At 41.5% G+C, this 13516-nt stretch carries 14 protein-coding genes; 10 read left to right on the top strand and 4 right to left on the bottom strand.

The features are described from left to right. The 3 genes from AU377_RS07445 to AU377_RS07435 form a co-directional block, all read right to left on the bottom strand. Positions 1-336: a hypothetical protein gene (locus tag AU377_RS07445; RefSeq protein WP_253724417.1), complete on the bottom strand. Its 336-nt coding sequence runs from the start codon at positions 334-336 to the stop codon at positions 1-3. Positions 337-410: 74 nt separating this feature from the next. Next, a complete protein-coding gene (locus AU377_RS07440; protein WP_067406373.1) occupies positions 411-782 on the bottom strand; it encodes a hypothetical protein in 372 nt (123 codons plus the stop codon). A 29-nt stretch (positions 783-811) separates the two neighbouring features. Then, complete coding sequence (locus AU377_RS07435; protein ID WP_067406370.1) at positions 812-1957, bottom strand: glycosyl hydrolase family 18 protein; 1146 nt, start codon at positions 1955-1957, stop codon at positions 812-814. 195 nt (positions 1958-2152) lie between these two features. On the opposite strand from AU377_RS07435, the gene mvk reads away from it, so the two are divergent. The 10 genes from mvk (at position 2153) to AU377_RS07395 (ending at position 12285) form a co-directional block, all read left to right on the top strand. Continuing rightward, complete coding sequence (gene mvk, locus AU377_RS07430) at positions 2153-3115, top strand: mevalonate kinase (protein ID WP_067406367.1); 963 nt, start codon at positions 2153-2155, stop codon at positions 3113-3115. Positions 3116-3131: 16 nt separating this feature from the next. Beyond that, complete coding sequence (mvaD, locus tag AU377_RS07425; RefSeq protein ID WP_067406364.1) at positions 3132-4112, top strand: diphosphomevalonate decarboxylase; 981 nt, start codon at positions 3132-3134, stop codon at positions 4110-4112. A gap of 50 nt (positions 4113-4162) precedes the next feature. After that, the gene (locus AU377_RS07420; RefSeq protein WP_067406361.1) at positions 4163-5266 is read left to right on the top strand and encodes a phosphomevalonate kinase; all 1104 of its coding nucleotides are present in this window, start codon (positions 4163-4165) and stop codon (positions 5264-5266) included. Then, on the top strand, positions 5259-6287 hold the full coding sequence (gene fni, locus AU377_RS07415) for a type 2 isopentenyl-diphosphate Delta-isomerase (protein WP_067406358.1): 1029 nt from the start codon (positions 5259-5261) through the stop codon (positions 6285-6287). The genes AU377_RS07420 and fni overlap by 8 nt, the downstream gene beginning before the upstream one ends. Before the next feature lie 205 nt (positions 6288-6492). Continuing rightward, positions 6493-6615 (top strand): hypothetical protein, encoded by a 123-nt coding sequence (locus tag AU377_RS15840; protein ID WP_256381696.1) that lies wholly within the window; start codon positions 6493-6495, stop codon positions 6613-6615. Between the two features lie 371 nt (positions 6616-6986). Next, positions 6987-7139 carry a hypothetical protein gene (locus AU377_RS15640; RefSeq protein ID WP_172794039.1) on the top strand — a complete coding sequence of 51 codons (153 nt, stop codon included), beginning with the start codon at positions 6987-6989 and terminating at the stop codon, positions 7137-7139. A gap of 445 nt (positions 7140-7584) precedes the next feature. Next, the gene (locus AU377_RS07410) at positions 7585-8937 is read left to right on the top strand and encodes a trypsin-like peptidase domain-containing protein (RefSeq protein ID WP_067406355.1); all 1353 of its coding nucleotides are present in this window, start codon (positions 7585-7587) and stop codon (positions 8935-8937) included. 77 nt (positions 8938-9014) lie between these two features. Continuing rightward, positions 9015-9362 carry a zinc ribbon domain-containing protein YjdM gene (locus AU377_RS07405; protein WP_067406352.1) on the top strand — a complete coding sequence of 116 codons (348 nt, stop codon included), beginning with the start codon at positions 9015-9017 and terminating at the stop codon, positions 9360-9362. 686 nt (positions 9363-10048) lie between these two features. Beyond that, positions 10049-11176, top strand: a complete 1128-nt coding sequence (solA, locus tag AU377_RS07400; RefSeq protein ID WP_067406349.1) for an N-methyl-L-tryptophan oxidase — start codon at positions 10049-10051, stop codon at positions 11174-11176. Between the two features lie 359 nt (positions 11177-11535). Further along, positions 11536-12285, top strand: coding sequence for a hypothetical protein (locus AU377_RS07395; protein WP_067406346.1), 750 nt, complete (start codon positions 11536-11538; stop codon positions 12283-12285). 87 nt (positions 12286-12372) lie between these two features. Here the strand turns inward: AU377_RS07395 and AU377_RS07390 are convergent, their stop codons facing one another. Beyond that, positions 12373-13437, bottom strand: a complete 1065-nt coding sequence (locus tag AU377_RS07390; RefSeq protein ID WP_082731960.1) for a polysaccharide deacetylase family protein — start codon at positions 13435-13437, stop codon at positions 12373-12375. Positions 13438-13516 lie beyond the last annotated feature (79 nt).

Genomic DNA, 13516 nt, shown 5'->3' with positions numbered 1-13516 from the left:
TTACGATTTCTTAAAGCTATGATTGCCGCTATTTAACGTTTGAACGAGTTGAAGTGTTTGGGCAGCTTGCTCAATTTGTTGACGTACTTGTTCTAGTTGCTGCTGAATTTGCGGTATGGCATTTGTCGCGGCAGTCCCTTGCATTTGGTTAATTAACTGCGAGGCCTGTTGTAATTGTTGCTGTGCTTGTTGGACGGTTTGCAAGTCCGCAGATGTTTTACATTGTTGCAATGTCTGAGAAGCTGTTTGGATCATTTGCAGCGCTTGCTTTTGCGTCGTTTGAAACTGCTGTTCTATTTGCGTTTGGCTTTGCGTTTGTTCTTGTTGTTGTTTCACATGAAAGGCTCCTTTCAACTGATTTCACCTTCCTAGTGTTTACGAAAAAGAATCGTTTTAATCAGAAATGCACGTTACCAATGCAGCGACATATTTAAACGACAGCAGCTATTCGTTTGGTCCGAGTTATCGAATTCTATTCGAATCCCTGTCGGTGTGTAATACGTATTGATTTTACTTGTAATGCCCACGGAAAGAATTAGGTCATGGACTTTGGTTTTATTCGATAATTGGGCGGCATTCATCAATTCATTTGCGAATTTCGGTGCCTCAATAATTTTGTTCACTAATAAGTTGGCTTCCTTTGTTAATCTCAACATTTTTTCCGCGGATGAATGAAGTTTTTTCGTATTCACGGGTGGAAATACATCGTCTTGCGGAGTAGGATTTGGCGGATCCTGACGATGTCCATTGTCTGGAATGGTTGTAAGATGTAAAAAATGCAAAGAAGGCACCCCTTTCCCATTCGCCCCCATTATTTTCTTTTTTGAATGGTGAAATTATCTTCGAGTAATAACCAATTTTGTGGAAATGGGTAACCGAGTACCCAATAGCTAATTCCGCGCAGTTTATACGCTTTGACGAGATCGAATTTTGCTTGCGCACTGCGTGCATCTTCGAACCAGACTTCATGCGTTCGTCCTTCTGCGTCTGCATAACGGAAAAAAGGTGATTGTGCGGTGGTATCATATTGGATGGCAGCTTGATGCGCAAGCGCGCGGCGAATCGCTTCTTGTTGGCTAAACGTTTCGGCTTCCTGGCCGCGCACATGCGGCAATCGCCAATCGCGGGCATAAATTTGAAAACCGAAGAATAGTTTCTCTCTTGGGATCACTGTAACGGCATAGTCAAGTACGCGCTTAATTTGGTTGAGTGGTGAAATGGCTTGCGGCGGACCGAATCGGTATCCCCATTCATAAGTCATCAAGACGATAAAATCAACAATTTTACCTTGTGCTTCGTAATCATGGGCCTCATATAATAATCCTTTTTGCTCACTGCTCGTTTTTGGCGCTAGGGCAGAAGAGACAAAATAGCCTTGCGGATGCATGCGGTCGACTGCCCGCTGCAAAAACTTATTGTAGTTTTCACGGTCAGCCGGCAGGACGTTTTCAAAGTCAATATTGACACCTTGGTAACCTTTTTCTTTCATCACATTTAATAGATTGGTAATTAACGTTTCTTGAACTTCGGGATTGGATAATACATTATGTGCAAGCTGGGTGCCAGTTTCCGTTGAACTGAAATTCGTCAAAACGAGTACGGGCACGATGCGTTCCGCCGCCGCCGCTTCCAGCATTACAGCATCGTCAAGCGTGGTCAGGCTGCCATCATCTTTCATACTATAGGCAAAAGGCATCCAATAGGTTAAGTATTTTCCAACTTCTTGGATCTCTCGCGCACCTGTTTCTCCGGTATTAATCGTATAAGCATTGACATCGATCACCGGCTTACCCGCATCCGGGGCTGGAATCGTCGTTGGTATGACGAGCGCCAGACCCGGGACAAGCTGATCCGGGTTTTCCAGCTGATTGGCCCGCACAATTTGCCCAACTGTCACGCCATACTGCCGGGCGATGGCCGTTAATGTTTCGCCTGATTGTACAACATGAATTTGCATCGACTTCTCTCCTTATAGGTCATCTTCTCTATCGTATTCGCAAGCGTGAAAGGATATCCTCATTTTTATATGGAAAGACTGCCTAAGTGAGGTTGTCTAAATTGATAAGGGTAGGCAAGTTCTTTATAATGATGAAAGGTTGGAGGCTTGAAATGCTTCGAAAAAAAGGAGCTGGATTTGAAAGGAGATTAGGGAATGTCTCAAAAGATCCCTAAAACGGCAGTCGGTTCTGCCCATAGTAAATTGATCTTAATCGGAGAGCATGCCGTTGTTTATGGACAACCTGCTATTGCTTTGCCATTTTCGCTTGTCGGCGTAACGGCAACAGTAGAGCGTCATGAGCAATTAAAGACGGTTGTGATCGAAAGTCCATATTATAGCGGTGCAATTGAAGAAATGCCAACAGCAATGTTAGGCATTGCCGATTGTATAAAAGAAACACTCAACACACTCTCAGCACAGCCAGTTGGTCTTTATATAGACATACAATCGACCATTCCGCTCGGTCGGGGGTTGGGGTCAAGTGCCGCCCTCGCAATTGCGATCGTTAGAGGTCTTTTTACATATTTTGAACAACCTTGTTCACAAGAGGAATTAATGAGGCTCGTTCATATTGCGGAAACGTATGCACATGGCAATCCAAGCGGGATCGACATGGAGGCAGCTTCAAGCGACCACCCCATTTGGTTTCAAAAAGGTCGTCCTACACATATCTTTCATGTGACAAAGCCAATCTCTTTGATTGTCGCGGATACAGGGCGTATTGGGGATACCCGTGCAGCTGTTGAAGGAATCGGAGAGAGGCGGAAATTGGATCCGCAGTCTGTCAGTCGATCGATCGAAAAACTGGGTCAGCTGACGATTGAGGCGAAGGACGCCTTGTCGACGGGGGATATCAATCAGCTCGGCCAAGTCATGGATTTCGCACAACATGAGCTAAGTCAATTGGGGGTCAGCGATACAATGATCGATCAATTGGTAGAAGCTGCAAGAAAAGCTGGTGCGCTCGGGGCAAAACTTACAGGTGGCGGCAGAGGCGGATGCATCATCGCGCTTGCAAAGGGTGCGCAACATGCTAGTCAACTTGAACAAGCGTTAGAACAAGCCGGCGCTTCTCAAACTTGGCATGTTCGAATTGGAGAACAGGATAGATCATAAGGAAGGTGTTTTCAAGATGCAAGCAACTGCACGTGCCCATACAAATATTGCCCTCATTAAATATTGGGGCAAACGGGACGAAGAATTATTTTTACCGACGAATAGCAATTTATCCATTACGCTCGATCGGTTTTTTACAACAACGTCAGTCGTATTTGATCGTACGCTTACATCCGATCAATTTTTCTTAAATGGAAAGCTTGCAAGTGGAGAAGAGACGGCAAAAATTGCACGTCTGTTGGACATTATTCGGAAAATGGGCGGAAAAGATATTTATGCAAAAGTAGATTCCGACAACCAAGTACCGACTGCAGCGGGCTTTGCGTCATCTGCGTCTGGCTTTGCGGCGCTTGCGGCGGCTGCGACGAAAGCAATTGGACTAGATGTTGATGAAAAGACTTTGTCAATTATCGCAAGACAAGGATCCGGATCTGCTTGCCGTTCCATTTACGGCGGCTATGTAGAATGGCAAAAAGGCGAGAAAGAAGATGGATCCGATTGCTATGCGAAACAAATTTTAGAAGAAGATGCGTGGGATTTAAGCATTCTTTCTGTCTTATTAGAATCCAAACAGAAAAAAGTCTTAAGCCGAGAAGGCATGAAACGAACTGTCGATACGTCCGTTTTTTACGATGGATGGTTAAAAACTGTCGAACAAGATTTGCAAGTTGCGAAGGCAGCTATTGCTGACCGTGACTTTATACGACTCGGCGAAGTGCTTGAAAAAAACGCACTGAAAATGCATGCGACAACTTTAGGCGCCGATCCTCCGTTTATGTATTGGCAAAGTGCCACATTTGACGTGATGTACGAAGTGCAGGCACTGCGCGAGGCTGGCATTCATGCGTATTTTACGATCGATGCAGGGCCGAATGTAAAAGTCATTTGCAGGCCGGAAGATGAACAAGCAGTGAAAGAAGCGATGTTGAAAATCCCAACCGTCCAAGATGTGTTCATTTGTCATCCGGGACCAGGGATAACCTATATCACCGAATAACAATCGCAACTAGAATCTATGAACATCAAGAAAGGGAGGTGCGAAGTATTATGACATCATCCATTCATGTGCGTGTTCCTGGGAAATTAATGATCGCAGGGGAATACGCAGTCCTTGAACCAGGCGGACAAGCCATCGTCGCTGCCGTTGACCGCTATATGCAAGCAGTCATTAAAAGTGACGAGAGTTACATGCTTTCATTGCCGCAGCTAGGCTTAGAAAATGTAACATGGACAATGACCGATGGGAAGATCACATTCAATAGCGCTAGCCCGAAACTCGCCTTTCTCAAAAGTGCAATCCAACTATTTCACCACTATTTAAAAGAAATAGACGTGCAGCCGCGTCCCTTTTCCTTAACGATTACAAGTGAGCTGGACGATGCATCTGGTAAAAAGTACGGCTTAGGCTCGAGTGCAGCAGTTGTTGTGACGATCATCAAATCATTGTCCGAATTTTATAGCGTTGCACTTCCCATACTGGATATTTATAAATTAGCGGCCATTGCTCATTTCAAAACGCAAGGAAATGGTTCTTGTGCAGATGTTGCTGCGTCTGCTTACGGGGGCTGGCTTCAATATGCGCCGTTTCAAGCGGAATGGTTGCTTCAGGAGTTAAATAACGAGACCTCGATTGTGCAGATTTTACGAAGCGAATGGCCGAATTTATTCATTGAATCGATAACACCTCCATCACAGTTAAAACTTTGTGTTGGATGGACACAGAGCGTGGCACGAACAGCGCCAATGGTTGCTAAAATTCAACAACTACGCCATGATCAACCGGAATTGTTTCAGCAATTTCTAGAAAACAGCAAACTTGCTGTGCAACAAGTCGTCCGTGGTTTCAAAGAAGACGACCCTGACCTGGCGATTAAAGGACTTGCGGGGAACCGCGTCGCACTTATGCAATTGAGTGATGCCGCGGTTGTTTCGATCGAAACACCGACATTAAAAACATTAATCCAAATTGCGGATCGGTTTGGAAGCGGAAAAACGTCAGGAGCAGGGGGCGGAGACTGTGGTATCGCTTTCGTAAAAGGAGAAGCACAGGCAGAAGCCCTTGAAAAGGAATGGAGAAAAGAACGTATTGATCCTTTAAATTTAAAGGTTTCTCAAATAGGAGCGGAGAGGCGGATGCAGACAGATGACTGAAGCGATTAATAAAAGAAAGTCAGAGCATATTGAAATTACATTGAATGAGCATGTAACAGGAAATTCGATTACGACAGGATTTGAAAATGTCGGCTTTATGCATAATGCATTGCCAGAAATCCATTTTAACGAAATTGAATTGTCAACTTCCTTTTTAGGCTATACTTGTCAAACTCCTTTTTTAATTAGTTCGATGACGGGTGGCGCGGAGTTTGCGGAAACGATTAACCGAAATTTGGCATTGGCTGCTGAAGAAAGAGGTTGGGCACTCGCCCTCGGTTCAACAAGAGCGTTGATCGAGAGTGAAGAATATCGCTCTTCTTTCCAATTGCGGAAACTTGCGCCGAGTGTACCGATCATCGCCAATCTTGGCGCCGTGCAGTTGAATTACGGCTTCGATGCGGAAAAATGCAAACAAATTATTGATATAACAGAAGCGGATGCTTTAGTGCTTCATTTAAATAGTTTACAAGAAGTGATTCAACCTGAAGGCGACCTGAATTTCAAAAACTTACTGCAAAAAATCGAACAGCTTTGCCGTGAGCTAGATGTTCCAGTAGGTGTGAAAGAAGTGGGATGGGGCATTGACGGAGCGACTGCGAAAAAACTATGCGATGTTGGGATTTCTTTTATTGACGTCGCTGGTGCTGGCGGTACTTCTTGGAGCCAAGTGGAGAAATATCGTTCTACGGATTCCATTAAACGAAAAGCGGCCGACGTTTTTAGTGATTGGGGCATCCCAACTGCCAAATGTGTGACTTCCGTGCGGGAGCATATTGATAAGCAACCGATTATTGCAAGCGGCGGCATGTACACAGGGCTGGACGGTGCGAAAGCTATTGCTCTAGGAGCGGATCTCGTAGGATATGGCCGTTCTATTTTAAAAGAAGCGACACAATCTGTTGAAGAAGTACTGGAAGTTATGGAGACACGTGAATTGGAATTACGGATGGCAATGTTTGGAATTGGAGCCGCATCAGTGAAGCAATTACAGCAAACAAATCGAGTGATATATAAATAGTAAATCAATTACGCCAAGGCGTGATGGCGTCCACGCAACATGAAAGAAACGATGTTGCGTGGATTTTTTTGTGTACTTGTGACAAAGAAGTTTAAAAAGTTGTCAATGTTTGGACAAAATGCAACCGAATTGGAGCATATTAATTATGTATAATAAAGACAGGGAAAATGTTCAACATTTCACAAACTAAGGAGGGGGATCCCAAATGTGGATCATTACACTTTATGCCGAGAAAGCGATTAAAATGTTTGAGTATGAAACGGAGCAAGAAGCGAAGATTGCTTTTCAGAAAGTAAAAGGAAATAAAATTTTATCCCTTGTAAACTAATGATCAAATTATGACTTACTACTTTACGAACATTACATGTATTGTAAGATGTAAAAGAGCGGAAAATGTCATTTAAGATATACTAATCATATACCATTTTGTCGAATTTAGACAACTTTTGCTAGTCTGAATATTTGTGTTGACATTATTTTATTTCGTTGTACCATATTGATATATTCTACTATACAGTCAATCGTTCAATGGCTTTTATATTCCGAATGCAGCGAATGTAAGGTCTCCAATAGAATCGATCCCTTATTAAAAGACCGACATTTCTATTGGACCTTTAATGGATGCGATTTTAATCGGAGGAATAAGCATTGCAGCGAACGGACTGTATACTAGAAGAAAAAATGAGGAGGCAGTATAAAATGTGGGTCATCACGCTAATTTCAAAAGAAACAGTAAAAATGTATGAGTTTGATTCAGAGATCGAGGCAAAACAGGTTTTCGAGAAAGCTACTGGTACCAAATACCTTTCGCAAATCATCTATTATAATGATGATTTAGAATTTGCAGCGTGATGAAGGGATCTACTGCCCAACAAGAAAAACACCGCTCCGAAAGATTTCGGAGCGGTGTTTTTCAAATGGTGTAAGAACGTATGTGTGTTATTTCTGAGAAATATCGTTTTCACACATGAAGAGATATTGTCATCTACTAAGAATACGGAAGATTTTTCTAAAGAGGTGACAAGGTGGCGAAACGAAACAGGGGTAAATTATTAAACAAATTGCCGGCAAGGGGAAGAGGAGAATGCCCAATTTGTGCAAGAACAGGCATAAAACTACTTTATCCATATAAAAATGAACGAAATATCATTATTCAGGTCTGTAAAAAATGTAGAAAAAAATAGTAGAATGCCGGAAAAAACATCACTTCTTCATAGGGGTGGTGTGTTTTTAATTTTCACACAAATGTTATAATAACGGTATCTAGAACATTGTCGATCATAACGGGGGTGGGGCTATGTTTTGTTCAAAGTGCGGCGAAAAAAATGAAGCAACGGCAAAATTTTGCAGCAACTGTGGAAAGCCAATGCCGGATGTACGACGTCTTTTTTCAAAAGGCTGGATGGTCATCATTGCGATTGTCTGCTTTTTCCTTCTGCTTGGCGGAATCGGCTACGGATTTTTAACGGTCTCCGAATCGCAAGAAACATCCACCCGGGAATTACACCTTGAAGGGCCAAGTGAGACCCCAATTGAAATAAATGCTTCCGAAGAACAGTCAAAAGCGATTGTGACTTCCGTGGAAGAAAAAGAAAAAACGAGCATCATACGAGAAGCGATGCCTAAAGTATTTACAATTTTAACTACCGAAAGCTTCGGGTCAGGTTTTTTGTATAAAGAAGGCGGTTATATTATCACGAACGCACATGTTGTCGCTGGTTTTACTGATGTGACAGTCCGCAATGCGGATGGAAAAGAATCGCCAGGCAAAGTGATTGGGATTTCCGATCGCTCTGATGTTGCACTGATCTACGCCGCTGCCTATCAAAACACGCAACCGTTACAGACAATGCAAAAGGAATCTCCAATTGGTACAGAAGTGATTGCACTAGGCAGTCCACAAGGGTTTGAGAATTCTGCCTCTATTGGTTATTTGACAGGACTCAATCGAGATTTAGAACTTGGTTTTCTTTATGAGAAGGTGTACCAAATTGATGCGCAAATTGATAAGGGAAGCAGTGGCGGCCCTTTGCTAGACGCCAAAACAGGTCAAGTAATTGGCATTAATTCTTTAATTTATAAAGAGAATAATCTTTTTGGGTTTGCAATTCCGATGTATAGTGTGGAAGGTTTAATCGGTCAGTGGGCAAATGCCCCGATGAGCTCCGAGGAAGTAGCTGCTGTTTTCGGGGTTTATGATTCGCATGTGTATGTGAATCATGATAGTGATACGAATGAGCGGCATGATGAGGACGATGATCTGGTGGTTGAAAATCAAAGTTCATATGTGTTTGACGATGAATCGCTTACTTATTTTGTGTTAGCTTTCCGGGATTTTTATGAAATGGCATTGGCTTATGAAGCGTTTGAATGGATCGAAGATATGCTTGTTCCAGAGAGTTTGGCCTATAAGGAGTTTTCGCAGTATATCGATGACATCACGGGGCAAGGCATGGTGTTTGATTTCACAAATAATACGGTGACGTCCATTGATATTTTGGATGGGTATGCTTCGGTTCATACGTTTGAAGAATTTGAATTTACGAATACGGCCGGAGAGCATTCACTTTACGCACGCAATAAGGAATATCATGTGGTAATGGATGAAAATGGGCGTTATTGGATCCGAAACGTATTAATTCACGAATAAAGATCAAATTCCCCCTCTATTTATAACGTTATTCAGAATGTGGTATACTGGTGGATGTATGAAATGGAGGAAGAAATATGTCAAATTTACCAAATTGCCCAAAGTGTAATTCTGAATACACCTATGAAGATGGAAACTTAATCGTTTGTCCGGAATGTGCGCATGAGTTTACATTGGAATCACAAGAGGAAGCGAATGAAGCCGAAGTGATTAAAGACGCGCACGGAAATGTACTAAACGATGGAGATACGGTTACCGTTATTAAGGATTTAAAAATAAAAGGAAGTTCATCGGTTGTCAAACAAGGAACGAGAGTAAAAGGCATTCGATTAGTGGATGGCAGCGCAGATGGACATGATATCGATTGTAAAATTGATGGAATCGGTGCGATGAAGTTGAAATCGGAGTTTGTGAAGAAGTTGTAAGAAAGTAAGATGTCTGATTAAAAATACCAAACGGGAAACAGTTCAACTGTTTCTTGCTTGGTGTTTTTTTGTTGTCAATTTGTTAACGTAAAAAACAACCATGTATATAGTGTAAATTCAGCATACCTTGTCAGTACATATATAAACAGATTGCCCGCAATTAATACTATTATACAATTATCAACCATCCCCGCACAATCACTCAAGTATTATGCGAGGGAGACATACATAAAAAAACTTTATTAAGTTTGGAGAATGCCAAGAGGGGTGTATTGAATTTGTAAAAAAGCCAACTGAGAATGACGGAAAAGAACTTTACTGGAAGCCGTTAAATTAGTCTGGGGAAATCGTTGGAAAATAATTGCATTCCGGGGATTATTATTGGGGTAGTAAATGGCGAGCGGCGTGCCGATCATCATGATCAGTATAAAGGGGCGCTCCTAAATCTTGCACACGCCGGCTGAAGCTGTTAGCGCAACATCCCAAGCGCGTTTGGCAGCAACTGGAATTATGTTAAAAGAACATTAGTTATCTATCAATGAGATTGTAAAGGAATATGCTTCAGCTAAACGAAGCAGGTTAGGGTGATTGTTAAGTGTTAGAATAGTAGTTAAAATAAGAGAATAGCAGCCAATACTTAAGATGTTAGTTGTAGCGGTTTTTATTTGCGAGGGAGGTAATGCACTGTGCATTATGACGTAATTGTAATTGGCGCGGGTTCGATGGGGATGGCGGCAGGTTATTTTCTATCAAAGAGTGGGAAAAGAACTTTATTAGTAGATTCTTTTAACCCGCCTCATAACAAAGGGAGTCATCACGGAGACACGAGAATCATTCGGCATGCGTATGGCGAAGGTGAAGAATACGTTCCATTGACGCTCAAGGCCCAAGAGTTATGGAACGACTTAGAGAAAGTGACGGGAAGACAATTGTTTCTCGAAACCGGGGTTTTAAACGTAGGCTATGAAAAAACGGATTTTATTCAGAACATCATTTCAAGTTCAAAAGCCTATTCATTGCCACTTGAGGTTTTAGATTCGAGTGAAGTAAATAAGCGTTGGCCAGGCATCACTTTACCGGACAACTACATTGGGTGCTTTGAACCGACATCAGGAGTGCTAAAATGTGAGGAATGCATTGAAGCTTATCGAGAACTTGCAGAGCGACACGGAGCTACCATCGTAACCAATAGCAAAGTAAAGGAATTATCGGTTCATGATAAAAGAGTTACCGTCAAAACCGAGGATCAAATCTTTAACGCTAATGCGTTAGTAATTTCAGCGGGAGCATGGTCAGAAAGTCTCCTCTCTATATTGGATTTAAATCTTCCTCTAAACCCAGTAAGAAAAACATTTGCCTGGTTTCATGCCAATGAAGATTTATATAACCACAAGGATTTTCCGGCCTTTTCGTTTGAGACATCTCAAGGACAATATTATGGTTTTCCAAGCATCAATGGTTCCGGATTAAAAGTAGGCCGACATGATGGAGGAGAAACAATCAATCCAGATGAGGACATTCCCGGATTTGGTGAACTCGAGGGAGACGCGACAGATGTAAGGCGATTTTTACATCACTATATGCCCTCTACACAACAATTGAAGTACGGTAAGACCTGTATGTATACACTTACTCCTGATGAAGATTTCATCATCGATTTGCATCCTAACTATTCAAACGTTGCCATTGCATCGGGTTTCTCAGGACATGGCTTTAAATTTAGCAGTGTGATTGGACAGATTTTAAGTGAATTGATTATTTCAGGGAAGACTGAACAAAACATTACTCCTTTTTCAATCAATCGATTTAAATAAACTTCATTATTTAACAGAGTGCGTTCGTGAAAAAGCCTAATTTCTCAATCTAACGTTGAGAAATTAGGCTTTTTATTTATACAGGCGTTCCGAGAAAATAACAATCCAATCTAGATCGCCTAGGATATGCATATTTTAGAATTATAAGAAACCTTTCTAGTACATATATAAACATATTGACCGCAACTAGTCTATTATACAACGATTATTTATCCCCGCGCAATCGCTTAACTGACAGTCGAAGGGATTGATGTGAAAATGAAAACTTTATAAGAGAAGGGGAACGTCGCAAAGGACATTACATTTGAATTATGGACGAACGAGGTATATGATTATTAAAAAGATTGGGAGTGTTCAGTATGAATATACCGTCATTTCAACAAGCTGTCGGTTTTAGTGTTGGTGATGCATTAGCTATGTTCTTATTACGATCGATTCTTGAACGAGAAAATTATTCAAGAGCACTCTATGAACAATTTAACTTAGAATTCCCGGGGCGTTCCGTTTCTTATGAGTATGTCGCACGCACTGCTAATTATTTAGAAAAAGATGGTTTTCTATCTTCTCAAATTGAAGGGAGAAAAAAGATCTTTCGAGTTACTGGAGAAGGGATCAAACGTCTGCAGGAATATGAAAAGGTTTATGCACATCGATTTAGTGAAGTTTCTACCGTGATCGATCGGTTCTATTATTTTTTGACTAGAAATGGACTGCCTGCACAAGGTGAAGTGGAACCGCTGCATGAAGACTTTCGTTCCTTTATCTCAAAGTTGCTATCTGTAAAAGACGTTGTGCGATTTATGGCGCTTAGACTGAGCCTGACACGTCCTTCTTTTTATATGGCTGAAGTGCAAGATCAATTGAATAGTTTGTTTGGATGGGCGCCTTCCAACGGCTATATGTACAACGTTGCACGTGAAATGGAAGAAACGAATGTATTAGTTGGCTATTGGCCAGATGAAAGAAGGACGGTTCGGATTCTTTACAAAACGGAAGAAAGCGAACATTTCTATGGGATCGTAGCCGCATCATTGACTGAGCGGGTGACGCAAGTACGTAAATATTTGCATTATGTTTTAAGAGTGGTAAGCGATGAGGAAGCGATGTAAAATTGGAGAAGAGGAGCAGGGGACTGTTCTAGATTATTCAGCTAAAAAGCCAAGTTCCCGCGAACAGGAACTTGGCTTTTTCATATTTTATTTGGCTAACAAGCTGTCGATCGTCACAAATGTATAACCTTCTGCTCTTAATTGATCAATCATTTGTGGAAGTGCTTTTATAGTACCTGCTAATTTCTGATTCTGGAAATTGTGCTGCAGGACAATACCGCCGGGGGATTTATCTCGGTGAACAATTTTTAGTATTTCATCGGCTGATGTTCCATTCCAATCAATGGTATCTACGGACCAAAGGATATTTTTGAACCCAAGACGTTCAAAAATAAGCGCGTCGGCCGCTGTGTAATCGCCATATGGAGGTCTGAATAAGGCGGCGTTTACACCAGTGACATTTTTGATGATTTTATTTGTCGATGTAATCTGTTCAATTACCTGGGATGTATACAGCTTGGAAAGTTCCGGATGATCCCAAGTATGGTTTGCGATGGTATGTCCTTCATTCACCATCCGTTTTGCTAATTGCGGGAATGTAGACACTTGGTTGCCGACAACGAAAAATGTAGCAGGTACACCTTTTGCTTTTAAAACATCCAAAATTTGCGGTGTAATTAGGCTGTCAGGACCATCGTCAAAAGTTAAAGCAATCTTTTTCGCTGTTGTATTTACTTTATGATAGGCGATTGGTTGGTTTGCATCATTGTTTGTTTTGATAAATGTTCGATTGATTTTTGGATCGTATGTAACCGTCATCCCTAATTTTTGCGCGGTCACGACTAAATTGATGTAAGGACGTCCGTTAATCATTGTCGTCGTTGAGCCCATATACTCACGGATCCATTTATTTTTCGCCTTCACATAGTAATCGGTATAATTTTTACCTAAAGGCATCGCAACAATATTATTTCTTTCGATCGCAATGGAATTGTATTTTTCATTCCGATTAACAGTTGCACCGGTATGTTTGAAAAATAGATCTGGTACCATCAGATGGCCATTTTGCATTGTATAATTTGTTTTGATTAATTGATTATCTACAGAAATGTAAGCGGAAGATACATTTGCAGCATGAGCAGGTGTATTAGTAAAAAGTGTTGTCAGTAACAATAGTGTTAACATGACTATTTTGCTTATTTGTTTATTCATTATATCCTCCTTAAGTCCTTATCTATTCCATAAGCATATTATTAGGAATCGAATGAGAAAGATACAGTTTAATTTTGGA

The sequence above is a fragment of the Sporosarcina sp. HYO08 genome (assembly GCF_001563475.1).
Lineage (GTDB): Bacteria > Bacillota > Bacilli > Bacillales_A > Planococcaceae > Sporosarcina.
Note: the sequence above shows the minus strand (reverse complement) of the source record. Positions and strands in the feature narration are given on the sequence as shown.